Below are 23,621 nucleotides of genomic sequence, written 5' to 3' on the forward strand. Positions count from 1 at the left end.
TACGACGGAAACGGCCGGTCCCGGGCCGTCCCGGGGGAATCCGTCCACAACACCCCGGTTGTCCACAGGACGCGGCGGCACCCCTGTCGGACGCCTCCCCGCGCGCCCTAACGTCGATCGTGTGTTCGAGCAGCCCGCCCGGGATCCGGGCCCTCCCGTCAACGACCGGCTCGCCTGGCTGGCCGACCAGCTCTCGCCCGACGCGAGCACGGTCGGGCCCGGCGGCCGGTTGGTCCGGCGCTGGTTGCCGGGCGGACCGGCCGGTGCCGGCCGCCGCCGGTGGGCGTTTGCCGGCGTCCTCGCGGCCGTCGTGGTGATCGTCCTTGGTGCGGTCGCGCTCGCCGGCGGCCGTCCGGCGGCCGAGCCGGTGCCCGCGTTGCCCAGCGCGAAACCGGCGGGGGAGGCGCGGGCGGCACCCCAGACCGGCCTCGTCGTCAGCGTGGTCGGCCGCGTCCGGTCACCGGGCCTGATCACCGTGCCCCAGGGCGCCCGGGTCGCGGACGTGCTGCGTGCGGCGGGCGGCGCCGATCCCGGCGCGGATCTCGCCGCGCTGAACCTCGCCCGCAAGGTGACCGACGGGGAGCAGCTCGCGGTCGGGATCCCCGCTCCCGCCGCGGTTTCCGGTGCGCCGGCGGGCGGCAAGGTCGACCTCAACGCGGCGTCCGCGGACCAGCTGGACACGCTGCCCGGCGTCGGCGAGGTGATGGCCAAGCGGATCGTCCAGTGGCGCACCGAGCACGGCGGCTTCACGAAGGTCGAGCAGCTGCGGGACGTCGACGGCATCGGCGAAAACAAGTTCGAGAAATTGAGAGAGCAGGTGACCGTCGGATGAGCACCCTTCCCACGACCGACACCCGGCAGGACATGCGGCTGGTCCCGGCGGCGCTGGTGTGCTGGCTCGCCGCGCTGGCCGGCCTGCTCCTCGGCTGGTGGACGGCGGTCGCCGCCGGGCTGGCTTCGGCGGTGGTCGCCGGGCTGGTGCTCTGGCGGGCGCGCGGGCGTCCCCGGGTCCTCGGCGCGGCGGCGGCCCTGCTGGTGCTGGGCCTCGTCGCCGCGGGGCCGGTCGCCTGGCGGATCCGCGACGCGCAGCGTGACGAACTTCGCGCCGCCGCGCCCCAAGGGCTGCCCGCGGCGCTGCGGGTGGTCGTCGCCGGACGCCCGAAGCCCGTGCGCAGCGCCGGGTACGCCGACCGGCAGGCCGGTGCGCGGTCGGTGGTGCTGGCGGCCGACGTGCGCACGGCGTCGGTCGACGGCCGGCCCGTCTCGTCGACCGGACGTGTGCTGCTGCTGGCGCCGGTCGCGCAGTGGGCGGCGCTTCTCCCCGGGCAAGAGGTCGGGGTGACCGGCGTGCTGATGCCGCCGCGCGGCTCGGACCTGACGGTCGCGGTGCTGTCCGTGCGCGGCCCGCCGGGGGAGCCCGGCCCGGCGCCGTGGTGGCAGCGGGCGGCGGCCACGCTGCGCGCCGGTCTCCACGACCTGTGCCGGTCGTCCCTCCCGGAGGAACCGGCGGGCCTGCTCCCCGGGCTGGTCCTGGGCGACACGAGCGCGTTGTCGCCGCGTGTCGAAGAGGAGTTCGTCACCGCGGGCCTGGCCCACCTCACCGCGGTCAGCGGCGGCAACCTCGCCGCTGCCTGTGGCGCCGTACTGCTCCTGTTGCGCTTGCTGCGGCTCGGGCCGCGACTGTCCGCGGTGGCGGCCGGGGCGTGCCTGGCCGGGTTCCTCGTCCTGGTCGGCCCGGAGCCGAGCGTGCTGCGGGCGGGAGTCATGGCGGCGGTGGCGTTGCTGGCCCTGGCGCTGGGCCGGCGGGGCTCGGCGCTGCCCGCGCTGGCGTTCGCGGTGGCCGTGCTGGTGGTGGCGGATCCGGCGATGGCCACGGACTTCGGGTTCGCGTTGTCGGTGTTCGCCACCGCCGGGCTGGTCCTGCTCGCGCCCCGCTGGGCCGGGGCGCTCGTCCGGCGCGGCGTCCCGCCGGGGTTCGCGGACGGGCTGGCGATCCCGCTGGCGGCCTTCGTGGTGACAGCGCCGGTGCTCGCGGGCATGGCGGGCTCGGTGAGCCTGGTCTCCGTGCTGACCAACGTCCTGGCGGCGCCGGTCGTGACTCCGGCGACGGTGCTCGGCGTGCTGGCGACGGTCACCGGCCCGTGGTGGCCGGGCGCCGGGAAGGTCCTGGTGCGCCTGGCCGACCCGGAGGCCCGGTGGCTGATCACGGTGGCCCGGCACGGTGCGCGGGCCCCGGGCGCGGTCGTCGCCTGGCCCGGTGGCTGGGCGGGCGGGCTCCTCGCCGCCGCGGTCATCGCGGTACTGGTGCTCGCCGCCCGGTACCGGCGCCTGCGGTTGCTCATGGCCCTGCTGGTCGTCGGCGCGCTGCTGGTGTTCGTCCCGGTGCGAGTGCTCGCGCCGGCGTGGCCACCGCGGAACTGGGCGATGGTCGAGTGCGACGTCGGCCAAGGTGACGCGGTCGTGCTGGCGACCGCCGAGCCGGGACGGGCCGTCGTCGTCGATGCCGGACCGGAGCCGGGGCCGGTCGACGAGTGCCTGCACCGGCTGGCCGTCGACCGGATCCCGCTGCTGGTGCTGAGCCACCTGCACGCCGATCACATCGGCGGGCTCGCGTCGGTCTTCGACGGCCGGGCGGTCGGCGGGATCGCCGTCGGGCCGGGACGCGCGCCGGAGTGGGCGTGGCGGCAGGTCGCCGCGGAGGCCGCCCGGCAGGCGGTGCCGCTGGTCGAGCTGAACCCGGGGGAACGGCTGGAGTGGCCGGGGCTCGCGCTGGACGTGCTCGGCCCGCGGTACGTGCCGGCTCGCTCCGCCGGACTGCAGGACGGGACCACGATCAACAACAGTTCGGTGGTGCTGCGCGCGGAAACCCCGGCCGGGCGGGCACTCCTGACCGGTGACGTCGAACTGGCGGCGCAGGCGGACCTGCTGGCCGACGTCGGAGATCTGAAGGCGGAGGTGTTGAAGGTGCCGCACCACGGCAGCCGCTACTCACTGCCTTCGTTCCTCGCGGCGGTGGCGCCGCGGGTGGCGTTGGTCAGCGTGGGCGCGGGCAACAGCTACGGGCACCCGAGCAAGTCCACAATGGACAGCCTCACCGCGCTCGGCGCGCGCGTGACGCGCACGGACGTGGACGGGGACACCGCTGTCGTCGCCGGCCCCGCGATCGTGCGCCGGGGCGAGCCACGCGGCCCGCCCCGGCGTTGAGCGGGGGCGAGCCGCGGGACGTCAGTAACCTAGTGCCTTGTTCACGGCCGCGGCCGACGGCGGCAGGACCGCCTTGGGGCCCACGTGGTTCTCGATCGCGTCGAGGGTCTTGAGGCCGTCGCCGGTGATGAGCAGCACGGTCTCGGCGTCCGGGTCCAGCTTGCCGGTCTCGACGAGCTTCTTCGCCGTGGCGACGGTGACACCGCCGGCCGTCTCGGTGAAGATGCCTTCCGTGCGGGCCAGCAGCCGGATGCCTTCGACGACCTCTTCGTCGCTGACGTCCTCGATCGCGCCGCCGGTGCGGTTGACGATGTCGAGGACGTACGGGCCGTCGGCCGGGTTGCCGATCGCCAGCGAGCGGGCGATGGTGTCCGGCTTCACCGGCTGGACCACGTCCTGGCCGGCGCGGAACGCCGCCGACACCGGCGAGCAGCCGGTGGCCTGCGCGCCGAACACCTTGTAGGGGCTGGCGTCCACGAGACCGAGCTGACCCAGCTCGCGGAAACCCTTGTCCACCTTGGTCAGCTGCGAACCGGAGGCGATCGGCACGACGATCTGCGGCGGGATGCGCCAGCCGAGCTGCTCGGCGACCTCGAAGGCCAGCGTCTTGGAGCCTTCCGAGTAGTACGGCCGGACGTTCACGTTGACGAACGCCCACGTCGGGTGCTCGCCGGCGAGTTCGGTGGCCAGGCGGTTGACGTCGTCGTAGTTGCCGTCGATGGCGAGGAGGTCGCCGTCGTACACCGCGGTGGTGAGGATCTTGGCGCGCTCGAGGGTCTTCGGGATCAGCACGACCGACCGCCAGCCGGCGCGTGCCGCGGCGGCGGCCGTCGCGTTGGCCAGGTTGCCGGTCGAGGGACAGGCGAGCACCTCGAACCCGAACTCGCGGGCCGCGGCGAGCGCGACGGCGACGACGCGGTCCTTGAAGGAGTGCGTCGGGTTTCCGGTGTCGTCCTTGACCCACACGCGCTTGAGGCCGAGTTCCTTGGCGAGGCGGTCGGCACGGACCAGCCGGGTCGCGCCGGGCTCGGTGTTCGGGATCTCTTCGACGTTGGACGGAACCGGGAGGAGTTTCTTGTAGCGCCAGATGTTCTTGGGGCCGGCCTCGATGTCTTCGCGGCGGACGCGGCCGAAGTCGTAGGCGACCTCGAGCGGCGAGAAGTCCTCGGCGGAGACGAATTCGGGGGCGAGGGGCTGCCGGTGGCCCTCTTCCTTCGACACCAGTTCGACGGCGGGACCGAGATCCGGGGTCTTCGTGGCGGAGGTCGTGCCGAGGGTTGCGGTCATCGCGAGGTTCCTTCCTCATCTGCCCCGCCGAAGCGGGCCGGAATTGGCACCGTGGTCGTCAGCTACCCCGCGATCGCGGGATGACAGGCTGTACGCCGGTTGCCGGGGCTTCGTCGGGCCGTTCCCTCTGCCCCTCTGGATGAGCGGTATTCAGTTGTCGGTGCGCGCCCACCGGAAAACCCGGGGCGGCTGCCTCGGCTACACCGTACGACATGGCGCTCGCGCTGTGCCACGGTGCCCGCTCGACATCACCGGAGCGGGCGCATGGGGGAGCGAGTGAGAGGATTCACGGGTGACCGCGCAAGCCACCGCCCCGGCCCCGCTGCAGCTGGTCCTGGGTGAGGAAGAACTGCTGATCGAGCGGGCCGTCCGTGAGACGCTCGCCGCCGCCCGGGCAAGGGACGCGACGGCGGAGCTGACCCGCGTCCGGGTGTCCGATCTCACAGCCCCTGAGCTCGCCGAACTGGTCAGCCCGTCGCTGTTCAGCGAAGGCCGGGTGATCGTCCTCGAGTCGGCGCAGGACATCTCGCAGGAGCTGGCGGACGCCGTCGCGGCCTACCTGAAGGACCCGGCGGACGGGGTCGTGCTCGTGGTCGTGCACACCGGCGGCGGCCGCAGCAAGGCGGGCAAGACGCTCCCGGCGGTGCTGAAGAAGGCCGGCGCCGAGGTCACGGAGTGCCCGAAGCTGACCAAGCCGGCCGAGCGCGAGCAGTTCGTGCGCCACGAGGTGCGCCGGGTGCACGGCAAGATCGACCCGGCCGGGGTGGCCGCGCTGATCGACGCCGTGGGCTCCGACCTGCGGGAACTGTCGTCGGCGGCGACGCAGCTGGTCGCGGACACCGGCGGGTCCGTCGACGCGGAGGCGGTCCGCCGCTACCACCGCGGCCGCGCCGACGTCACCGGCTTCGCGGTGGCGGAGAAGGCGGTGAGCGGTGACCGCGCGGCGGCGCTGGAGTCGCTGCGGTGGGCGATGCAGCTCGGCGTCCCGCACGTCCTGGTCGCCGACGCGCTGGCCGACGCGGTCCGCACCATCGCGCGAGTCTCCGGCGCGGGCCGGGGCAACCCCAACCAGATGGCGGGCGAGCTGGGCATGCCGCCCTGGAAGATCCGCAAGGCGCAGGGGCAGTCCCGCGGCTGGAACCCCGACGGCCTGGCCACGGCGATGCGCGTGGTCGCGCGGCTGAACGCCGAGGTCAAGGGCGTGGCGGCGGACCCGGGCTACGCGCTGGAGCGCGCGGTCCTCGAGGTGGCCGCGGCAAAAGGCGACCGCTGACCGACGCGGGCAAGCCGGACCGGCTGATCACTCGTAGAGGCAGGCGGTAGCGAAGGAGCATCGACTCCGCGCAACGGCTGACCCGAGAGCCTGCCGGCCACCGATGTCTCGTCCCTGCGGGCGCGGCATCTCCGCCCAGCGCCCCCAAGGCATGAAGCATCTCCGCCCAGCGCCCCCAAGGCATGAAGAAAGCCCCGGCCGGAGCCGGGGCTTTCCAGAAATCACGCAGCTCAGAGCGCGTTGACGCGCTTCGCCAGCGCCGACTTCTTGTTGGCGGCCTGGTTGGCGTGGATGACGCCCTTCGAGACGGCCTTGTCCAGCTTCTGGGCGGCGTCGCGCTGCAGCTCGACGGCCTTGGCCTTGTCGCCGGCCTCGGCGGCTTCGCGGACCTTGCGGATCGCGGTCTTCACCGAGGACCGGATCGCCTGGTTGCGCTGACGCGCCTTCTCATTCGTCGTGATGCGCTTGATCTGCGACTTGATGTTGGCCATAGGGCAACTCCTGTTTCACTCGGTGAGATTCGCCGCCGCGCTGATGTGGCCCTGCTCGAGGAGCGGGTTTCCTCCATGACGGAATGCCGCACGGCAACGAGCGACCACTCTAACAGCCCAGCTCACGGCGGCCCGCGCCGGGATCCGATCACCAGGGGTACCGTCGGTCGCACGACACACCAGGACCGGCGAGCCGGACGGCCGGTCGTGCAGCTGACGGGGGAAAGCCCGGCGGGCCGGGCTTCCGTACGCGCGGAAACCCCGTAAGGGGTCCCATGAACGCCACTGCCCTGTCCCTCGTCCTCGTCGCCGCCGTCGTGCACGCGGTGTGGAACCTGGCCGCGAAACGGATCTCCTCCGGCGGCACCCAGTTCGTCTGGCTCTACTACACGGTTTCCGCCGTCGTGCTGCTGCCCGTGACGGTCGTGCTGCTGGCCGTCGGGCCGCAGCGTCCACAGTGGAGCTGGCTGCTCGCCGCCGCGGGCACGTCGGTGCTGCACGTCGCTTACGGCATCGTGCTCCAGCGGGGGTACCGGGCCGGCGATCTCTCGGTCGTCTACCCGGTCGCGCGGGGCACCGGTCCGCTGCTGTCGGTGCTGGCCGCCGTGTTCGTGCTCGGCGAGCGGCCCGGGTGGCTGGGCCTGCTCGGCGCGTTCCTGGTGATCGCCGGGGTGCTCGTCATCAGCACCGGTCGCACCGGAAGCGGGACGCACGCGGTCAAAGCCGGTGTCTTCTACGGCCTCCTGACCGGCGCCGTCATCGCCGGCTACACGCTCTGGGACGCGCACTCGGTGACCGGCGTCGGCGTGCCGCCGGTCGTCTACTTCGGCCTCGGTTCGGTCCTGCAGAGCGTCATGCTCGTGCCGGGTGCGCTGGCCGGCCGCGCCGAGGTGGCCCGGATCTGGCGGGAGCAGCGCCGCGAAGTGCTGCTCGTCGCGCTGCTGTCGCCGCTCGCCTACATCCTCGTGCTGTTCGCCCTCACGATGGCGCCGGTCAGCCTGGTCGCGCCCGCCCGGGAGCTGAGCATCGTGCTGGGTGGCCTCGCCGCGTGGCTGGTGCTGGGCGAGCGGGACGCCGTCCGACGCCTGGCCGGGGCGGTGATCGTGCTGTCCGGGATCGTCGCGATTGCGGCGGCCTGAGCCCGTCCGGTAGGGATGGGCGGATGGAGATCCTGAAGAGCCGGCTGCTGATCCGCCCGCGCGACGCAGCGGCGTCCACGGCGTTCTACCGCGAGCTTCTCGGCCTGGCCGTGGAGCGGGAGTTCCCCGGCGGCACCGTGTTCTTCCTTGGCCACGGGTCCCTGGAGGTCTCCGGCCGGGGGGAGGCGGGCGCGTCGCCCGACCTGGTGCTCTGGCTGCAGGTCCGCGACCTGGCCGGCACCCTGGCCGACCTCGAGGCGAAGGGCCTGGAGCCCGTGCGGGACGCCCGGCGCGAGCCCTGGGGCCTCGACGAGGCCTGGATCGCCGATCCGGACGGCACGCGCATCGTGCTGGTCGAGGTGCCCGAGGGCCACCCGATCCGCACGGACACCCGTTAGGCCGGTTTGACGGCGCGCAGCTGCGCGGCCAGCGCGGTGAAGCCCGGCGGCTCCCAGGTCCACGTCTGCAGGTCGGTGAACCCCGCCGCGGCGGCCTCGTCGGCCAGCACGTGCCTGCTCACGGGCAGCCACTTCTCGTGCGCGGACAGCAGCAGCCGCCCGCCGGGGCGCAGCACCCGGAACAGCTCGGCGAAGCCCGCCGCGCGGTCGTCCCAGAGCATGACGTTGTTGACGGTCAGGACGACGTCGGCCGACCCGTCCGGCTCGCCGGTGCGGGCGGCCGAACCCTCGCGCAGCTCGGCCCGGTCGCCGCAGCGCTCGTGGCACAGCGCGAGCATCTCGGGGGAGGGGTCGACGCCGACGGTGCGCCCGGCCAGGCGAGCGGCGGCGTCCAGCCCGACGCCGGGGCCGGGCCCGACGACCAGGACGGTCTCGTCCGGCTCGATCTTCGCCAGGTCGACGACGCGGTGTTCGGTGGCGGCGTTGCCGCGGGCCATGACCCAGCCGCCGAGGCGGCCGAGCGCGCCGGAGGGGTGACCGAACGTCCGGTCGAGGACGCGGGCAAAGCCGCTGGTCTCCGGCTGGGGAGGGGGTGCCGGCTGGTGCGGAGTACTCATACTTCGAGGGCACCACGGATCGCGAAACCCCGCATCGGGGATGACCCCCACCCGCACCCGGAGGGCCATGGGACGATAGAGGTGGCCATCCCCGACTTTCCGAGGACTCATTCGAGTGACAGCGCTCAACAAGTTCGCCGACACGACCTTCACGCCTCCGGAGCTCATCCGGAACTTCTGCATCATCGCGCACATCGACCACGGCAAGTCCACCCTGGCCGATCGCATGCTGCAGCTCACCGGCGTCGTGGAAGAGCGGGCCATGCGCGCGCAGTACCTCGACCGGATGGACATCGAGCGCGAGCGCGGGATCACGATCAAGGCCCAGAACGTCCGGCTCCCCTGGAAGGTCGAGGGGCAGGACCACGTCCTGCACATGATCGACACCCCCGGCCACGTCGACTTCACCTATGAGGTTTCCCGGGCCCTGGAGGCGTGCGAAGGCGCCGTCCTGCTGGTCGACGCGGCGCAGGGGATCGAGGCCCAGACGCTGGCCAACCTCTACCTCGCGCTGGAGAACAACCTCCAGATCATCCCGGTGCTCAACAAGATCGACCTGCCCTCGGCCGACCCCGACAAGTACGCGGGTGAGCTGGCCCACATCATCGGCTGCGAGCCGGACGACGTCCTGCGGGTCTCGGCCAAGACCGGCATGGGCGTCGGCGCGCTGCTCGACGAGGTCGTGAAGTCGGTCCCGGCGCCGCAGGGCGACGCGGACGCGCCCGCCCGCGCGATGATCTTCGACTCGGTGTACGACACCTACCGCGGCGTCGTCACCTACATCCGGGTGGTCGACGGCAAGATCACCCCGCGCGAGCGCATCAAGATGATGTCCACCGGCGCCACCCACGAGCTGCTGGAAGTCGGCATCATCTCGCCGGAGCCCAAGCCCAGCAAGGGCCTGGGCGTCGGCGAGGTCGGCTACCTGATCACCGGCGTGAAGGACGTCCGCCAGTCCAAGGTCGGCGACACCGTGACGTCCGAGCGCCACGGCGCGAAGGAAGCGCTGGCGGGCTACCGCGAGCCGAAGCCGATGGTCTACTCCGGTCTGTACCCGGTGGACGGTTCCGACTACCCCGAGCTGCGCGAGGCGCTGGACAAGCTCCAGCTGAACGACGCCGCGCTCGACTACGAGCCGGAGACGTCGGTGGCGCTGGGCTTCGGCTTCCGCTGCGGCTTCCTCGGCCTGCTGCACCTGGAGATCACGCGCGACCGGCTCGAGCGCGAGTTCGGCCTCGACCTGATCTCCACCGCACCGAACGTGGTCTACGACGTGGTGCTGGACGACGGCAAGGAAATCCACGTCACCAACCCGTCGGACTGGCCGACCGGGAGCAAGATCGACAAGGTGCTCGAGCCGGTCAGCAAGGTCAGCATCCTGGCGCCGTCGGAATTCATCGGCACGATCATGGAGCTGTGCCAGAACAAGCGCGGCCAGCTGCTCGGCATGGATTACCTGTCCGAGGACCGGGTCGAGCTGCGGTACAACATGCCGCTGGGCGAGATCATCTTCGACTTCTTCGACACGCTGAAGTCGCGTACGCGGGGGTATGCGTCCCTGGACTACGAAGAGGCCGGTACGCAGGCGGCGGACCTGGTCAAGGTGGACATCCTGCTGCAGGGCGAGGCCGTGGACGCGTTCTCCGCGATCGTGCACAAGGACGACGCCTACAACTACGGCAACCGGATGGTGAACCGGCTCCGCGAGCTGATCCCGCGGCAGAACTTCGAGGTGCCCATCCAGGCCGCCATCGGTGCCCGGATCATCGCCCGCGAAACGATTCGCGCGATCCGCAAGGACGTTCTCGCCAAGTGTTACGGCGGTGACATCTCGCGTAAGCGCAAGCTGCTGGAGAAGCAGAAGGAAGGCAAGAAGCGGATGAAGACCGTGGGCCGGGTCGAGGTGCCGCAGGAGGCCTTCGTCGCCGCACTGTCCACTGAGGACTCCGGCAAGAACAAGAAGTAGCAACAGTTCCGTTGATGTGACTGTTTCATTGGTGTGACAGTTTCATTGGTGTGACAGTGGCGCCCATATTCACTCCTCGGTGTGAATATGGGCGCCGAACCCGTGTTCGATGCGGTTTCTGTCGGTGGTCTCTGGTTCGCTCTGGTGCGAAGAGCGAAAGGAGAGCACCATGACGGTCATGGCTGACATCGAGCATCCTGCCGATTCGGGCCCCCTGACGGTGCAGGACCTCGAGGGGATGCCGGATGATGGCCGACGCTACGAACTCATCGACGGGCTGCTCATCGTGAGCCCCGCGCCGGGAAGAAGACATCAGAAGATCGTGATAAGGCTCGCGAGAGTCCTCGAGGACGCATGCCCGGCCGAGTGCGACGTACTCGTCGCACCGTTCGCGGTGCACTCGGGTGACAAGATCGAGCTGCAGCCGGACGTCCTGGTCGGCTTGGACGAGGACTTCACGGACAAGGATCTCCCGGCGCCGCCGGTGCTGGCCGTCGAAGTGCTGTCGCCGAGCACGGCGATGTACGACCTGAACCTCAAGAAGGCGGTCTACGAGCGGCTCGGGACCGGCAGCTACTGGGTGATCGACCCGGCCGACCCCGCCCTGACGGTGTTCGAGCTGGACGAGGAGGGTCACTACCAGCAGGTGGCCAAGGCGGCGGGCGACGAGGTCTTCGACGCGGAGCTGCCCTTCCCGGTGCGGATCGTCCCGCGGGACCTACTGGGGCGTCTCGGCTGAACCGTGCCACCGGTCGGCGCGCCGGACGCGGGGTGTGCCGCGGAGCTGGGTGTGCAGCTGCCGGTGCCGCAGCTCCTTCCTGAGCCGTTCCACCACCGCGTCGAACAACGCCGGGGCAAGGATCGCGGTCTGCTCGAACTGCCTCCGCTGGGATGGCGCCGGCTGGAGTTTCCCGCGCGGCGCGTACCGCTGCACCGAACTCTCGACGCCTCCGCCGGTGACCAGGTCGACCCAGAGAGCGTCGCGCAGGTAGCCGTCGCCGAAGCGGGCCGAACGGCGGACGGTGACGTCCGCGATCTCCGGCCACGGGACCAGGCGCGTGCTGAGCGTGCCTGCGGGCAGGCGGATGCCCTCGTCGCCGACGGTGAGATCGCGGAGGCCCTCGAAACCTCGCTTCAGCTCGCGGGCGCGGGACACCCGGAAGGCCACGACCGCGATGAGCACAGTCGCCGCGTAGGCCCCGCCGATCAGCCACGGGGACAGGCCGCGCAGCAGGCCGAGGGCGAGCGCCGCCCCGAACGCGACGTCGGCGACGACAAGGACGCCGATCAGGACCTTGACCGGCGTGGTGACGCGGAGTGGGGACTCGGACAACGGGACGACTCCTGGGGCCGGGCGGGTCAGGGGTTGCCGATTATCCGGTCTGCCCGGATGAACACCGCAACCCGCCGCTCTTCGGCCATCACGCGGTCGTACTCGGCCCAGTCGTCGTGGGTCCCGGTGGCGGCGATGAAGACGTCGCGCAGCAGCTGCGGCAAGCCGGCGGGGTCGAACGCGGGGTCGGGATCGTCGGGGCCGATGAGGTGCGTGGGGCCGGTGACGGAGAGCCAGTTCCAGCCGCGGCGGAAGGTCATGGTGGCGTGCCCGGCCCGTCGCAGCAGCGCGAGCTTGTGCGCCTTGCCGACGGCCACGTAGGCGACGCCGGGTGCACCGGTCACCGGATCGCCGAAGACGCCGGCGTTCACGACGGAGGCGTGCACGGTGCCGTCCGCGCGCGTCGTGGCGACGGTGGCGAGGCCGTGCTCCTGCAGCGACAGCGTCCGAACCTGCTCCAGATCAGCGCTCATGGCTTCAACCTAACCGCCCGGCGAGCCGGATGTCCGGATTTCACCGAGCGAAATGCGCTCTTAACGGTCCGCGCCGAGCGGCAGGGCCCGCCGCTCAGTCGCTCAGCAAGCGCCGTTGTCGGTCCAGACTCCCCACTGGCCCGTCGTTCCCGGCTCCTCTCCCTGGGTCCACCACTGCGCCGTCCAATTGTGGCCGTTGTGCGACACCACGTTTCCGCCCGTGTACACCTGCGAAGCGCTCCACTCCGGGGTCGTGCACGTGCCCGGGCTCGTTCCGCCCGTGTCCCACGGAACCTGCGACGAGCGGTAGAAGGTGATCCCCTGCGCCACCCAGCGCGGGGCCTGGGCTCCGAGACGCGTCCGGAACGCCGTCCAGTCGTGGGTCGGCCACGGGGACCAGCCCAGCTCCGCGTGCGCCGCCAAGCGGGGGAAGGCCAGGTAGTCGATATCCGACGGTGTCACCACCGTTTCCGTCCACAGCGGTGATTCCACTCCGCGGACCGCGCTCTCGCCCACGCCCGACAGGTACGATCCCGGGTTCCAGCCGTACGCGTCCTGGACCTCGATGTAGCCCGCCCACGACAGGCCGATCGGGGTCGAGCTGGTGTACTTCATGTCCAGGTACGCCTTGTTCGCCGGGGACAGGATCACCTTGCTGCCGCGGGAAACCGCCGTCGACACGCCCGCGTCCGACGTGGAAGTTCCCCAGAACTGCGGCGTTGCCGACGCCGGCAGAGACGCCTTCGCGATGTCGTGCCAGCCCACCGCCGACTTCCCCGTCGCCGCCACCAGGGGCAGCACCTTGTTCATGAACTTCAGGTAGTCCGCCTGGGAAGTCGCCGATGCCTCGTCGCCGCCGATGTGCAAGGACGGGCCCGGTGTCAGGGCCGCCAGCTCGCGCAGCACGTCCGCGACGAACGTGTACGTGACGTCCTTCGAGATGCACAGTGAGCTGTACCCGACCGCCGTGTCCGTCCGCAGCGCCGGCGCCACGCCGTTGCAGTTCAGCTCCGCGTACGACGCCAGCGCCGCGTTCACGTGCCCCGGCATGTCGATCTCCGGGATGATCGTGATGTGGCGCGACGCCGCGTAGTTCACGAGGTCCGTGTACTGCGCCTTCGTGTAGTAGCCGCCCGCGCCGCCGCCGACCTGCGTGCTGCCGCCGTACGTCGCGAGGCGGGGCCAGCTGTCGATCTGGATACGCCAGCCCTGGTCGTCCGCCAGGTGCAGGTGCAGGTTGTTGATCTTGTACTGGGCCAGCTGGTCGAGGTACCGCTTGACCGTCGGCACCGGGTGGAAGTGCCGAGCGACGTCGAGCATCGCGCCGCGGTAGGCGAACCTCGGGTAGTCCACGATCGTCGCGCCCGGGATGCTCCACGGCCCGGTCTGCGCCGACGAGCTTTCGATCCGGCCCGGCAGCAGCTGCCGCAGTGTCTGGACGCCCGCGAACAGCCCGTCGGCGGTCGTCGCGCGCACCGTGACCGATGACGCCGTCGACACCAGCTGGTAGCCCTGCGTGCCGACGGACGCCGGCGCGCCGCTCAGCAGCAGCGCGATGCTGCCGGACGGCACGGCCGCCGGGGCGTCGGACACCGGCAGCGCGTAGCCGGTCGACGGGCGCAGCACTCCCGCGAGGTAGTCGCCGACCTGCCTGGCCGGCGCCGAACCCGCTTCGGTGACGATCTTCGTCGTCGAAACCAGCGGGAAAACGACCCCGGCCGACGGCGTCACCGAGACCGGCACGGGGACGATCGACTGCAGCGCGGACGTGGCCGCGGCGGCCTGGGCGGTGGTGGTGCCGGCGCCGATCAGGGCCAGCGCGGCGAGCGCGCGGCCGAGTCGCCGTGCGAAGGAAGGCTTCACCGGGGGACCTCCTGGCGGGAAGGGCGCGACCTCGCCGTCGCACCTGCCCGGATCGTCGCATTTCCACCCGCGATGGTCTAGACCAAGTCGGGTGGTCCGCGCGACCGGCGAGCCCGGACTACGCTCGGTGGCATGTTCGACGAGCTGACGTTCCCCGTCGTCGCCGCGCCGATGGCGGGCGGTCCCACCACTCCGGAGCTGGTCGCCGCGGTGACCGAGGCCGGTGGTTTCGGCTTCCTCTCCGCCGGCATGCTCACGTCCGCGGCGCTGACCGCGCAGATCGACCGCGCCGCCGAACTCACCGCGAAGCCGTTCGGCGTCAACCTCTTCGTCCCGCAGCCGGACACCGGCGCCGACATCGGCGCGCACCGCGAGCGGCTCGAGGCGTTCGCCCGCGAGTACGACGTCGAGCTCGGCGAACCGAGGTGGGACGACGACGCGTACCCGGCGAAGCTGGACGTCGTGCTCGAGAAGCGCGTCCCGGTGGTGTCGTTCACCTTCGGCCCGCCGTCGCCGTCGCAGGTGCTCCGCCTGAAAGAAGCGGGCATCAAGGTGGTCGTCACCGTGACCACGCCCGAGGCCGCGCGGCGGGCCGCGGACCTCGGCGCCGACGCGCTCGTCCTGCAGGGCTTCGAAGCGGGTGGGCACCGGAGCCTGTTCACCGACGACGCAAGCCTGCCCGGCGGCGGCGCCGAGTACGGCGTTCTCGCACTTCTGCGGCTCGTCGCCGCCCGCGTCGACCTGCCGCTGATAGCCGCCGGCGGGCTGGTGCACGGTGCCGACGTCGCGGCCGTGCTCGCCGCCGGCGCCGTGGCCGCCCAGCTGGGCACGGTCTTCCTTCGCGCGGACGAAGCCGGGACGTCGGAGGCGCACCGCAAGGCTCTCGCCCTCGCCGAGCGCGAGACCGCGTTCACCCGGGCCTTCAGCGGACGGCCGGCGCGCGGCCTGGTCAACAAGTTCATGGACGCGCTGTCCGAGGGCGCGCCCGCGGCGTACCCGCAGCTCAACAACCTCGCCGGGCCGGTGCGCAAGGCGTCGGCGAAGGCCGGGGACCCGGAAGGGATCTCGCTGTGGGCGGGCCAGACCTACCCGCTCGCGTACGACGCCTCGGCCGCCGTGATCATCGAGCGGCTGAAGGTCGAGGCGCGCGCTGCCGCCGCGCGCCTCGACCGGATCCGCTAGTGGTCTGTCTGTGTTTTGATCTGGTTGAGGGTGTCTCGTCCGCGTTGGACCTTCGTGATGATCTGTTCGGCGGTGGCTTTCCAGATGAAGGGCTTCGGGTCCTTGTTCCAGTGTTCGGCCCAGGTGGTGATCGCGGTGGTGAGGTCGGCGACGCTGGTGAACACGCCTCGGCGGAGGCGTTTGTCGGTGAGTTCTTTGAACCAGCGCTCGACGATGTTGAGCCAGGAACTCGACGTCGGAGTGAAGTGAAGATGCCAGCGGCGACGGTCGCGGTGTCCCAGCCACTTCATGATGGCCGGGGTGGAGTGGGCGGAGAGGTTGTCCAGGACCACGTGGACACCGAGCCCGCGGGGAACGGTTTTGTCGATCTGCTTGAAAAACCGCAGGACATCGGCGCCGGCGTGGCCTTTGTGCAGGTCGGTGACGACTTCGCCGGTGGCGATGTTCATCGCCGCGAACAGGTCGATGGTGCCATGACGTTTGTAGTCATGCGTCATGGTCCCGGCCCGTCCGGGTGTCATCGGCAGCGACGGCTGGGTGCGGTCGAGTGCCTGGCATTGGGTTTTCTCGTCGTAGCTGAACACCACCGCCCTGGCCGGCGGGTTGAGGTAGAGCCCGACGACGTCGAGGAGTTTCTCCTCGAACTGCGGGTCGTTGCTGATCTTGAAGGTGTCGACCTTCCACGGCTTGAGGTTGTGGTCGGCCCAGATCTTCGCCACGGTGTCCTTGCCGATCCCCATCCGTGCGGCCAGGGTGCGGGTGCTCCAGTGTGTCGATCCGTCTTCGGGGCGTTCGTGAAAGGTCAGGCGCAGCACTTCGGCCACGGTGCCGGGTGGGAGCGAGGGTTTGCGGCCTCGGCCTTTCGCGATTACCCCGACTCCGTCGGTGCCGTTCTCAGTGAACCGTTTCCGCCAGCGCCGCACGGTGTCGGAGTCGACCTCGCAGCGCCGCGCGATCTCCTCGTTCGCGACTCCATCACCGGCCCACAGCAACGCTTTGGCCTGTATCACCTGCCGATAGGGCAGGACCGACGAAGACGCCATCTTCGTCAGCTCAGTCCGCTGGGTGTCCGACATCGACAGTGGCGCGGCTGTAATGATCGCCATAACCAACCCTACCGCGACAAATCACCGACACACCACTAGCTAGCTGCCCGAAGCGGTGCGGTTCAGCACCGAGTGCCGCCGGCTGTAGAGGAAGTAGACGCCCAGGCCGATCAGGAACCAGACGCCGAACCGGATCCAGGTGGCCGGCTGCAGGAACGTGATCAGCCAGAGTGAGAACACGATGCCGACGGCGGGCACCACCGGCATGCCCGGCGTCTTGAACGTCCGGGGCAGATCGGGCTGCTTGTAGCGCAGCACGATCACCGCGACGCAGACCACGACGAACGCGAGCAGGATGCCGATGTTGGTCAGCTCCGCGGCCTCGCCGATCGGCAGGACCCCGGCGATGACCGCCGACGCGCCGCCGAGGATCCACGTCATCCGGCTCGGCACCTGCCGCTTCGGGTTCGTCTTGCCCAGCCACGGCGGCAGCAGGCCGTCGCGGCTCATCGAGTAGCCGACGCGGGTGGCGCCCATCAGGAACGTGAACAGCACGGTGAGGATGCCGATGATCGCGCCGATCGCGATCACCGTGGCGAGGCCGGAGAGGCCGACCGACTTGAACGCCGTCGAGAAGCCGCTCTTCGGGTCGATCTCGGTGTACTTCTGCATGCCGGTCAGGACCAGGCAGGCCAGCACGTACAGCACCATGGAAATGGCCAGCGAGTAGAGGATCGCCTTCGGCATGTGCCGCTGCGCGTCCTTCGACTCCTCGGCCGCCGTCGACATCGCGTCGTACCCGAAGACGGCGAAGAACACGGTGGCGGCGCCGGTCACCGCGCCGCCGAACCCGGCCGGGGCGAACGGCGTGTAGTTGCCGGTCTTGACGTAGAAGAAGCCGACGAGGATGACCACCAGCACGATGAGGACCTTGATGCCGACCATCGCCGTCTCGAACCGGGCGGCGCTGCGGATGCCGCGGTTGAGCAGGTACGCGATCAGCAGGCACAGCAGCGCGGCGAACAGGTCGACCTTGTGGCCCGGCCCGGTGCCGGGCGCCCCGAGCATCCAGGCGGGCAGGTCCAGGCCGAGCTGGCCGAGCAGGAAGCTGAAGTAGCCGGAGATCCCGATGGCCACCACCGCCACGATCGCGGTGTACTCCAGCAGCAGGTCCCACCCGATGAACCAGCCGACGATCTCGCCCAGCACCGCGTACCCGTAGGTGTAGGCCGAGCCCGCTTTCGGGATCAGGCCGGCGAACTCGGCGTAGGAGAACGCGGCCGCGGCGCTGGCGACCCCGGCGATGAGGAACGAGATCAGCACGGCCGGGCCGACGCCGGGGATGCCCGCCGCGTCGTCGCCGTGCGCGACGCTGCCGGCGAGGGCGAAGATCCCGGCGCCGATGATGCCGCCGATGCCGATGGCGGTCAGCTGCCACAGCCCGAGGGTGCGGTTCAGGCCACCGCTTTCGCTCGTGTCCTGGATCTGGTCGATCGGCTTGCGCCGGAAGATACCTGAACTCGAGCCCAGGCCTTCTGGAGCGGACATCATCGCCTCCCGAACGGTCGGTGGAGAGCCCGGATCACGGACCCAAGGCCGGAACCTACCGCCAACCGCGCGTGAAGACAGCGTGAGCGCGTCAGCCCGCCGCGGTGTCCTCGCTCACCGCCTCCGACGCCGTCGCGGCGGCTCGCTTGGCCTGGGTGGTCCGGACCGCGCTCGCGGCGAAGTAGGTGAGCAGCTCCGAGATCTCCACCGGGGCGTCCAGCTGCGGGCAGTGCCCCCAGTCCTCGCGGACCAGCAGCCTGCTGTGCGGCACCAGCGTGTGCAGCTGGCGCCCGGACGCGGCGGTGACGAGCTTGTCCTTGCCGCACGCGACGACCAGCAGCGGGACCTTCACCGAGTCGAGGCGGTAGGCGTCGGCGAGTTCCGCGACGAGCTGCCGGGCCTGCTCCAGGCGGCTCTTGGTCGCGCGGTAGTCCGGGAAGAGCGCCGTGAAGCGCTGCACCTGGGCCGCGTCGGCGGTGCCCGAGTCGGCGTAGAGCAGCCGGGGGACGACCTGCTCGGCGACCTTGCGCACCACGAAGCCCGGGACCGGCACCGGCAGCGACGAGTACAGCCGCAGTGGCAGCGGGTACCGCGCCACCGTGCGGATCAGCCACGAGTCGACGAACCCGGGCGCGGCGATGGAGACGACTCCCGAGATCGGGAGCCGGCCCTTCGAGGCACTCTTCTCCGCCGAGAAGGAATCCACTGCAGTCTGGGCCGCGCGCAGGCTCATGGTGCCGCCGAGGGAGTTGCCGGCCAGCACGACCGAGCCGAGGACCGCCTGTTCGCGGACGACGGCGGTGGTGAACGCGTCGAGCTGTGGCAGCATCGGGCCGGGCCGGAGCGGCTGGGCGTCGCCGAACCCCGGCAGATCGACCGCGACCGCCGGAATCCCGGCGGCCGCGAGCTGTTCCAGGGCGGGGCGCCAGGTGTCGGCGCTGTCGCAGTAGCCGTGCAGGAGCACCAGCCTGGGTGCGCTGGGCCGGACGTGCGGTACGGCGGCCTTGCGACGCAGCGAGCGGCGCGCGGCGGGTTGCTCCGGTTCGGGGGCGCCGACTTCGAGCACGCGGGTGCGGACGCCGGCGTAGCGCCGGAAGGAGACCCGGACGGGGTCCGGGTCACTGAGCCGGCCGTCCGGTACAGCCGGAGCGGGCCGCTGCGTCGCGGTCATGACTACAGATTAGCTGGCCGGGGTGGAGTTTTGGTGGAATTTCGGCGCTAACGACCCGGTCTCGAACTGAAGACGTCAAAGATTCACGAGATGTCGGAATGGTTTCCGGGCCGGGCGGATGGCGCATCCGCCCAGCTCGGCGGCGGTCTAGCGGGTGAAGACGATCTTGCCGGCGGTTTCCCCGTCGAGCATTGCCCGGAACCCCTGGGGTGCCTCGGAAAATGTAAGTTCCGCGCCGATTTGGGGTCGGACGCCGGTCAGGTCGAGGTAGGCGAGCAGGTCCGCGAGCTCGTCACGGGTGCCCATGGTCGAGCCCGTGACGCGCAGCTGGAGGAAGAAGACGCGCTGCAGCTCCGCGTTCGCGTCCGGGCCGCTGGTCGAGCCCGAGACCACGATGATCCCGCCCGGCTTGAGCGATTTGACCGAATGCGACCAGGTCGCCTTGCCGACGGTCTCGAACACGGCGTCGACGCGCTCGGGCAGCCGCGCGCCCGGCTCGAACGCCTGGTGCGCGCCGAGGCCGGTGGCGAGGGCGCGCTTCTCCTCGGTGCGGCCGGTCACCCAGACCCGGAACCCGGCGGCGCGGCCGAGCTGCACCAGTGCCGTCGAGACGCCGCCGGAGGCGCCCTGCACGAGCATCGTCTGGCCTGGCCGCAGGCCGGACTTCACGAAGAGCATCCGGTACGCGGTCAGCCACGCCGTGCCCATCGTGGCCGCTTCGGCGAAGCTGAGCGCCGCGGGCTTCGGGACGACGTTGCGGGCCGGGACGACGACCTGGTCGGCGAAGGTGCCCTGGTGCTTCTCGGTGAGCAGCGTGCGCTTCGGGTCGAGCGTGTCGTCGCCCTGCCAGCCCGGCGCGTTGATCACGGAGTGGATCACGACCTCGGAGCCGTCGTCGAGGGTGCCGGCGCCGTCGCAGCCGAGGATCATCGGGAACTGGTCCGGCTTGATCCCGACGCCGCGCAGCGTCCACAGGTCGTGCATGTTGAGGCTGGCCGCCTTGACGTGCACGCGGACCCAGCCGCCGGGCACTTCGGGCTCGGGGCGCTCGCCCACGACGAGCGCGTCCAGGGGGCTGTCGGCGTTGGGTTCCTGCGCGTACACGGCGAACATGTCCTGCAACGTACCGCCCCTGGCACGCGGCGGCAGCAGGGCGCGCGTAGGCTCACACCGTGTTCAACGGGCTTGCCGACTGGTGGGACGGGGTCGAGCTGTGGCTTGCCCAGGCCTGGTTCCCGGTCCAGTTCGTGCTGGTCATGGTGGTCGTCGTGCCGCTGTGCCTGGCCGCCGCGTGGGTGCTCGACAAGCTGGTCGGGCTGTTCGCCCGCCGGCTGGCCCCGGGACGTGACGACGACTCCTCCGACGGGTCGGCATAGGCTCGCGCACCATGTTCAACCGAAGGCGGATCACCGCCGCGCTGATCGGGCTCCTCGTGCTGGTGCTGGGGGGCTGGCTGGTCAAGGACGTCCTCAGCGACGGCTCGTCGTCGCCCGCGCCGAGCACCTCGGCCAGTGTTCCCGCGCATGGCGGCGCCGCCGTGCCGGGCGCGGACTCGGGGCTGCCGGTGAAGGCGCTTTCCGCGCTGCCGCCGCAGGCCGCGGACACGTGGAAGCTCGTCGAAAAGGGCGGGCCGTACCCGTTCCCGCGCAACGACGACGTCGTGTTCGAAAACCGCGAGAAACGCTTGCCCGCCAAGAAGTCCGGCTACTACCACGAGTACACGGTGAAGACGCCGGGCAGCGCCGACCGCGGCGCGCGGCGGCTGATCACCGGACAGGCGCACGAGCTGTACTACACCGGCGACCACTACGCGTCGTTCGTCGTCGTGGACGCGGCCCGATGAGCGCCTCGGAGCAGGCGAAGGCCGCCGCGGAAGAAGCTTTCGCGAGGGGCGCGTACCCGCATCTGGTGAACTCGCGGCCGACCGTCGACAAGGCCAGCACGCTCAGCGCCTTCGCCGTCGCACTGTCCTTTCCGGACTACTTCGGGCACAACCTCGACGCGCTCTACGACTGCCTGACCGACCTGTCGTGGCTGCCGCCGGGGGAGCACGTGCTGATCTGGCCGGGCTCGGACGCGCTGCGCAAGGCCGAACCCAAGACGTACCTGGCGATCCGCAGCGTGCTCTCGGACGCGCAGCGCGCGCTCGGGCCCGGCACCGGGACCGGAACCGGTTCCTGGCGGCTCACGGTCGTGCTGCCGGACGCCTGAGCGGCGTCCCCGCGCGCTTGACCGTGCGGATCACCGGCGCGCTTTCGAGCGTCTGCACGCCACGGATCATGACGGCGGGTTCGCGGCGCTAGTGGCGTGCGCGGCGGCGTGGCGGTGACGGGGATCGGGGTGGGTGTCGCGGGGCCGTCGATGGGCGCGGCGATCTCGGCCGCGGTTTGTGGTGGGGGTGACGGCCTGCTTGCCCTGGTTCCGCGCAAGCAGGCCCGCATCCTGGTCTAGTCCTGCGGGACCCAGTTCGGCTTGCGCTTCTGGGCGAAGGCCAGGATGCCCTCCTGGCCTTCCTCGCTCGCGAAGAACTTCGCCGACAGCGCGAGCATCTCTTCGAACCCTTCCGAAGGCGTGGCCGGGCGGGGGCGGCTCAGCAGCGCCTTCGTCTCGGCCAGTGCCTTCGGGCCGCCCGCCGCCAGCGCCTTCACGAACCGCGCCACTTCGGCGTCGAGCTCGTCCGCCGGGACCGCCGAGTTCAGCAGGCCGATCTTGACCGCGCGGCGGGCGTCGAACGTGTCGCCCGTCAGGAACAGTTCGTGTGCCGCGCGGGGATCGAGGCGGGGCAGGACCGTCAGGGAGATGATCGCCGGGACCACGCCGATGCGGACTTCGGAAAAGGCGAACGTCGCTTCCGGTACCGCCACGGCGATGTCGCACGCCGCCACCATGCCGATGCCGCCGGCGCGCGCCGGGCCGGCCAGGCGCGCCACCACCGGCTTCGGGCTGGTCCACAGTTGCTCGAGAATGCGAGGGAACTCGTTCACGCCCTGGTCGCCCGCGCCGGCGCCGCGGGCCTCCTTGAGGTCCATCCCCGCGCAGAACACCGGGCCCGTGTGGGTCAGCACGATCACGCGCACGGCGTCGTCGGCGGCCGCGGCGGCCAACGCGGAAGACAGCTCGTGGCGCAGCCGCGCCGACAGCGCGTTGCGGTTGTGCGGGGAGTCCAGGGTGATCGTGGCGGTGCCGCCCACCACGTCGTAGTGCACCAGTTCGTCAGCCATGCCCGACACCCTCGCACACTCGCCGCGCGGGGCCGCTGTTACGCGGGGCACAGCCAACCCGGATCACCCTCGCGGGCCTCGACGACGGCCGAGGACGGGGCCGGGAAGTGCTGCTTCAGCGTGAACGCCCCGGGCGTCGGCCCGTAGACGCGCAGGTGCTTGATCTTCTCCTCGGCGTCCGCGGTCGTCGGCCGGTAGCCGGCGGGCACCCACCACAGCGCGGTCATCACGTCCTGGACGCGGTGGAACCACTCGCGGCGGCGCCTGAGGATCGCCAGGTGCTCGCCGGAAAACACGAAGTCCGCCAGCGCTTCCACCGACGTCCAGACGGACATGTTGACCAGGATTCCGGACGTGCCACGCGCGTCCCACTCGAAGGCGCGGATCGACGTCGCGTCGCCGTCCTCGGTCTGCAGCCGCCACACGAACCCCGGCGCGTGGTCGGCGATGGCGTTGACCGGCTCCAAGGCGTCGACGAAGTCGCGGAAGGACGGGTCGTCGAGCGGTGCCTTCATCCGGCTGATGTTGACCTGGGCCAGTTCGAAGTTCCCCATGCGGCCACCCTACGGGCGCGACGGCGTCCGCAGGGTGGCCTTTCCGTGGTCAGCCGATCGTCGTCGTGGTGAAGACCGGGCTGGGGTTGGGGAAGCAGGCCGTCGGCGCGGTGAGGTCGCCGATGATGGTGCTCGCCACCGCCTTGAACGTCAGGCCGGGGTCGCTGTAGCTGGTGCCGGCCAGCTTCGTCTGGATCGTGCCGGAGCTGCCCGCGGTCAGGTGCGCGGTCACGGTGGGCAGTTCGAACGTCGAGCCGCCGGCGATCGGGCCGGGGAAGCTCAGCGTCGCGACGCCGTTCGCGACCGAGAGGGCCGGCGGGGTCGAGCCGAGGCCGGAGCCGCCCGCGAGGTCCGCGCCGACGTAGCTGGAGTTGGCCGGGATCGGGATCTTCAGCGCGAAAGTGTTGATGTTCTTGACTTTGTTCCCGCTCACTTCGGCCGGCACGGTGTTCGGCGCCGGGTCGATGACGACGTCGAACGCGGCGCCGGGCGCGACCGTGGCGGGCGCGGTGACGGCGGTGTCCTGGTTGAGGGACACCTTCTGGGGCCCGACGATCGGGGCGTTGGCCTGGCAGTCGAACGTGACGGCGGTGGCCGCCGACGCCGGGGCGGCGAGGGCGATCGGGAGAGCCGCGGCCGCGGTCAGCGCGGCCAGCCGGGAAAGGTGAAGAGCTTTCATCTGAGTCCACCTACCTGCGATTTCACGAGGGGGAGGGAGAAAGCTGCGCAGCGATTAGATAGTTACCGGCAAGTTAACTAGCGCGTCAAGGATTCACTGTTCCCATGCGCGCAGGGTGACGATAAATGTGAATGGATCTCACCTTTCGGCGGTGGTGGCGCCGCCGATCGTCGTTT

General features: G+C 71.0%; 25 protein-coding genes and 1 riboswitch. Of the genes, 12 read left to right on the forward strand and 13 right to left on the reverse strand.

The genetic code is table 11. The features are described 5' to 3' along the window. Positions 1-121 precede the first annotated feature (121 nt). Together A3CE_RS0139755 and A3CE_RS0139760 are read left to right on the forward strand one after the other, a co-directional pair. Positions 122-832, forward strand: a complete 711-nt coding sequence (locus tag A3CE_RS0139755) for a ComEA family DNA-binding protein (protein ID WP_020645676.1) — start codon at positions 122-124, stop codon at positions 830-832. After that, entirely contained in the window at positions 829-3,204 is a 2,376-nt protein-coding gene (locus tag A3CE_RS0139760) for a ComEC/Rec2 family competence protein (RefSeq protein WP_020645677.1), read from the forward strand. Before A3CE_RS0139755 ends, A3CE_RS0139760 begins: the two co-directional genes overlap by 4 nt. Before the next feature lie 21 nt (positions 3,205-3,225). On the opposite strand, the gene thrC is transcribed toward A3CE_RS0139760, so the two are convergent. Further along, a complete protein-coding gene (gene thrC, locus A3CE_RS0139765) occupies positions 3,226-4,491 on the reverse strand; it encodes a threonine synthase (RefSeq protein WP_020645678.1) in 1,266 nt (421 codons plus the stop codon). A 12-nt stretch (positions 4,492-4,503) separates the two neighbouring features. Beyond that, positions 4,504-4,637: riboswitch (SAM riboswitch) on the reverse strand. A gap of 146 nt (positions 4,638-4,783) precedes the next feature. On the opposite strand from thrC, the gene holA reads away from it, so the two are divergent. Next, complete coding sequence (holA, locus tag A3CE_RS0139770) at positions 4,784-5,764, forward strand: DNA polymerase III subunit delta (RefSeq protein WP_020645679.1); 981 nt, start codon at positions 4,784-4,786, stop codon at positions 5,762-5,764. A 230-nt stretch (positions 5,765-5,994) separates the two neighbouring features. On the opposite strand, the gene rpsT is transcribed toward holA, so the two are convergent. Next, positions 5,995-6,255, reverse strand: coding sequence for a 30S ribosomal protein S20 (gene rpsT, locus A3CE_RS0139775; protein WP_013228460.1), 261 nt, complete (start codon positions 6,253-6,255; stop codon positions 5,995-5,997). 275 nt (positions 6,256-6,530) lie between these two features. Between rpsT and A3CE_RS0139780 the strand changes: the two genes are divergently transcribed. Continuing rightward, the gene (locus A3CE_RS0139780) at positions 6,531-7,394 is read left to right on the forward strand and encodes a DMT family transporter (RefSeq protein WP_020645680.1); all 864 of its coding nucleotides are present in this window, start codon (positions 6,531-6,533) and stop codon (positions 7,392-7,394) included. A gap of 23 nt (positions 7,395-7,417) precedes the next feature. Continuing rightward, entirely contained in the window at positions 7,418-7,792 is a 375-nt protein-coding gene (locus A3CE_RS0139785; RefSeq protein ID WP_020645681.1) for a VOC family protein, read from the forward strand. Here the strand turns inward: A3CE_RS0139785 and A3CE_RS0139790 are convergent. Then, complete coding sequence (locus tag A3CE_RS0139790; protein WP_020645682.1) at positions 7,789-8,409, reverse strand: class I SAM-dependent methyltransferase; 621 nt, start codon at positions 8,407-8,409, stop codon at positions 7,789-7,791. The two genes, A3CE_RS0139785 and A3CE_RS0139790, sit on opposite strands and share 4 nt — an antisense overlap. 115 nt (positions 8,410-8,524) lie before the next feature. On the opposite strand from A3CE_RS0139790, the gene lepA reads away from it, so the two are divergent. Both lepA and A3CE_RS0139800 read left to right on the forward strand, forming a co-directional pair. Then, positions 8,525-10,375: a translation elongation factor 4 gene (gene lepA / locus A3CE_RS0139795; protein WP_020645683.1), complete on the forward strand. Its 1,851-nt coding sequence runs from the start codon at positions 8,525-8,527 to the stop codon at positions 10,373-10,375. A 169-nt stretch (positions 10,376-10,544) separates the two neighbouring features. Continuing rightward, positions 10,545-11,114, forward strand: coding sequence for a Uma2 family endonuclease (locus tag A3CE_RS0139800; RefSeq protein ID WP_020645684.1), 570 nt, complete (start codon positions 10,545-10,547; stop codon positions 11,112-11,114). Here A3CE_RS0139800 and A3CE_RS0139805 read toward each other — a convergent pair. From A3CE_RS0139805 to A3CE_RS0139815, 3 genes are all read right to left on the reverse strand, one after another. Continuing rightward, positions 11,094-11,708 (reverse strand): PH domain-containing protein, encoded by a 615-nt coding sequence (locus A3CE_RS0139805; RefSeq protein WP_020645685.1) that lies wholly within the window; start codon positions 11,706-11,708, stop codon positions 11,094-11,096. The genes A3CE_RS0139800 and A3CE_RS0139805 overlap by 21 nt on opposite strands. Before the next feature lie 26 nt (positions 11,709-11,734). Next, positions 11,735-12,181, reverse strand: a complete 447-nt coding sequence (locus tag A3CE_RS0139810; protein ID WP_020645686.1) for a pyridoxamine 5'-phosphate oxidase family protein — start codon at positions 12,179-12,181, stop codon at positions 11,735-11,737. A gap of 102 nt (positions 12,182-12,283) precedes the next feature. Beyond that, positions 12,284-14,044: a family 20 glycosylhydrolase gene (locus A3CE_RS0139815; protein ID WP_020645687.1), complete on the reverse strand. Its 1,761-nt coding sequence runs from the start codon at positions 14,042-14,044 to the stop codon at positions 12,284-12,286. Between the two features lie 132 nt (positions 14,045-14,176). On the opposite strand from A3CE_RS0139815, the gene A3CE_RS0139820 reads away from it, so the two are divergent. Then, positions 14,177-15,226 carry an NAD(P)H-dependent flavin oxidoreductase gene (locus A3CE_RS0139820; protein WP_020645688.1) on the forward strand — a complete coding sequence of 350 codons (1,050 nt, stop codon included), beginning with the start codon at positions 14,177-14,179 and terminating at the stop codon, positions 15,224-15,226. Here the strand turns inward: A3CE_RS0139820 and A3CE_RS0139825 are convergent. The 4 genes from A3CE_RS0139825 to A3CE_RS0139840 form a co-directional block, all read right to left on the reverse strand. Beyond that, on the reverse strand, positions 15,223-16,332 hold the full coding sequence (locus tag A3CE_RS0139825; protein ID WP_020644002.1) for an IS630 family transposase: 1,110 nt from the start codon (positions 16,330-16,332) through the stop codon (positions 15,223-15,225). The two genes, A3CE_RS0139820 and A3CE_RS0139825, sit on opposite strands and share 4 nt — an antisense overlap. A 39-nt stretch (positions 16,333-16,371) precedes the next feature. Continuing rightward, positions 16,372-17,820, reverse strand: a complete 1,449-nt coding sequence (locus tag A3CE_RS0139830; RefSeq protein WP_020645690.1) for an amino acid permease — start codon at positions 17,818-17,820, stop codon at positions 16,372-16,374. Positions 17,821-17,911: 91 nt separating this feature from the next. Then, on the reverse strand, positions 17,912-18,991 hold the full coding sequence (locus tag A3CE_RS0139835; protein ID WP_020645691.1) for an alpha/beta hydrolase: 1,080 nt from the start codon (positions 18,989-18,991) through the stop codon (positions 17,912-17,914). Between the two features lie 147 nt (positions 18,992-19,138). Continuing rightward, complete coding sequence (locus A3CE_RS0139840) at positions 19,139-20,104, reverse strand: quinone oxidoreductase family protein (protein WP_020645692.1); 966 nt, start codon at positions 20,102-20,104, stop codon at positions 19,139-19,141. 59 nt (positions 20,105-20,163) lie between these two features. On the opposite strand from A3CE_RS0139840, the gene A3CE_RS0139845 reads away from it, so the two are divergent. From A3CE_RS0139845 to A3CE_RS56920, 4 genes are all read left to right on the forward strand, one after another. Beyond that, positions 20,164-20,367 (forward strand): hypothetical protein, encoded by a 204-nt coding sequence (locus tag A3CE_RS0139845; protein WP_020645693.1) that lies wholly within the window; start codon positions 20,164-20,166, stop codon positions 20,365-20,367. An 11-nt stretch (positions 20,368-20,378) separates the two neighbouring features. Next, a complete protein-coding gene (locus A3CE_RS0139850; protein ID WP_020645694.1) occupies positions 20,379-20,834 on the forward strand; it encodes a guanyl-specific ribonuclease in 456 nt (151 codons plus the stop codon). Continuing rightward, positions 20,831-21,202, forward strand: coding sequence for a barstar family protein (locus A3CE_RS0139855; protein WP_020645695.1), 372 nt, complete (start codon positions 20,831-20,833; stop codon positions 21,200-21,202). Before A3CE_RS0139850 ends, A3CE_RS0139855 begins: the two co-directional genes overlap by 4 nt. A gap of 96 nt (positions 21,203-21,298) precedes the next feature. Further along, positions 21,299-21,442: a hypothetical protein gene (locus A3CE_RS56920; RefSeq protein ID WP_020645696.1), complete on the forward strand. Its 144-nt coding sequence runs from the start codon at positions 21,299-21,301 to the stop codon at positions 21,440-21,442. Here the strand turns inward: A3CE_RS56920 and A3CE_RS0139865 are convergent. Genes A3CE_RS0139865 through A3CE_RS0139875 form a run of 3 tightly spaced genes read right to left on the reverse strand, consistent with a single transcriptional unit; the run spans position 21,439 to position 23,445 of the window. After that, positions 21,439-22,212 (reverse strand): enoyl-CoA hydratase family protein, encoded by a 774-nt coding sequence (locus A3CE_RS0139865; RefSeq protein ID WP_020645697.1) that lies wholly within the window; start codon positions 22,210-22,212, stop codon positions 21,439-21,441. The two genes, A3CE_RS56920 and A3CE_RS0139865, sit on opposite strands and share 4 nt — an antisense overlap. A 38-nt stretch (positions 22,213-22,250) precedes the next feature. Next, a complete protein-coding gene (locus tag A3CE_RS0139870) occupies positions 22,251-22,766 on the reverse strand; it encodes a DUF3291 domain-containing protein (protein ID WP_020645698.1) in 516 nt (171 codons plus the stop codon). Between the two features lie 49 nt (positions 22,767-22,815). Beyond that, positions 22,816-23,445, reverse strand: coding sequence for a hypothetical protein (locus tag A3CE_RS0139875; protein WP_020645699.1), 630 nt, complete (start codon positions 23,443-23,445; stop codon positions 22,816-22,818). Between the last annotated feature and the right edge of the window lie 176 nt (positions 23,446-23,621).

The sequence above is a fragment of the Amycolatopsis balhimycina FH 1894 genome, assembly GCF_000384295.1.
GTDB lineage: Bacteria > Actinomycetota > Actinomycetes > Mycobacteriales > Pseudonocardiaceae > Amycolatopsis > Amycolatopsis balhimycina.

Coding starts and splice junctions, on each gene's coding strand:
- A3CE_RS0139760 (WP_020645677.1), top strand. CDS start 829: ATGAGCACCCTTCCCACGACCGACACCCGGCAGGACATGCGGCTGGTC.
- thrC (WP_020645678.1), bottom strand. CDS start 4,491: ATGACCGCAACCCTCGGCACGACCTCCGCCACGAAGACCCCGGATCTC.
- rpsT (WP_013228460.1), bottom strand. CDS start 6,255: ATGGCCAACATCAAGTCGCAGATCAAGCGCATCACGACGAATGAGAAG.
- A3CE_RS0139780 (WP_020645680.1), top strand. CDS start 6,531: ATGAACGCCACTGCCCTGTCCCTCGTCCTCGTCGCCGCCGTCGTGCAC.
- A3CE_RS0139785 (WP_020645681.1), top strand. CDS start 7,418: ATGGAGATCCTGAAGAGCCGGCTGCTGATCCGCCCGCGCGACGCAGCG.
- A3CE_RS0139790 (WP_020645682.1), bottom strand. CDS start 8,409: ATGAGTACTCCGCACCAGCCGGCACCCCCTCCCCAGCCGGAGACCAGC.
- A3CE_RS0139800 (WP_020645684.1), top strand. CDS start 10,545: ATGACGGTCATGGCTGACATCGAGCATCCTGCCGATTCGGGCCCCCTG.
- A3CE_RS0139810 (WP_020645686.1), bottom strand. CDS start 12,181: ATGAGCGCTGATCTGGAGCAGGTTCGGACGCTGTCGCTGCAGGAGCAC.
- A3CE_RS0139820 (WP_020645688.1), top strand. CDS start 14,177: ATGTTCGACGAGCTGACGTTCCCCGTCGTCGCCGCGCCGATGGCGGGC.
- A3CE_RS0139825 (WP_020644002.1), bottom strand. CDS start 16,332: ATGGCGATCATTACAGCCGCGCCACTGTCGATGTCGGACACCCAGCGG.
- A3CE_RS0139830 (WP_020645690.1), bottom strand. CDS start 17,820: ATGTCCGCTCCAGAAGGCCTGGGCTCGAGTTCAGGTATCTTCCGGCGC.
- A3CE_RS0139835 (WP_020645691.1), bottom strand. CDS start 18,991: ATGACCGCGACGCAGCGGCCCGCTCCGGCTGTACCGGACGGCCGGCTC.
- A3CE_RS0139840 (WP_020645692.1), bottom strand. CDS start 20,104: ATGTTCGCCGTGTACGCGCAGGAACCCAACGCCGACAGCCCCCTGGAC.
- A3CE_RS0139850 (WP_020645694.1), top strand. CDS start 20,379: ATGTTCAACCGAAGGCGGATCACCGCCGCGCTGATCGGGCTCCTCGTG.
- A3CE_RS0139855 (WP_020645695.1), top strand. CDS start 20,831: ATGAGCGCCTCGGAGCAGGCGAAGGCCGCCGCGGAAGAAGCTTTCGCG.
- A3CE_RS0139865 (WP_020645697.1), bottom strand. CDS start 22,212: ATGGCTGACGAACTGGTGCACTACGACGTGGTGGGCGGCACCGCCACG.
- A3CE_RS0139870 (WP_020645698.1), bottom strand. CDS start 22,766: ATGGGGAACTTCGAACTGGCCCAGGTCAACATCAGCCGGATGAAGGCA.
- A3CE_RS0139875 (WP_020645699.1), bottom strand. CDS start 23,445: ATGAAAGCTCTTCACCTTTCCCGGCTGGCCGCGCTGACCGCGGCCGCG.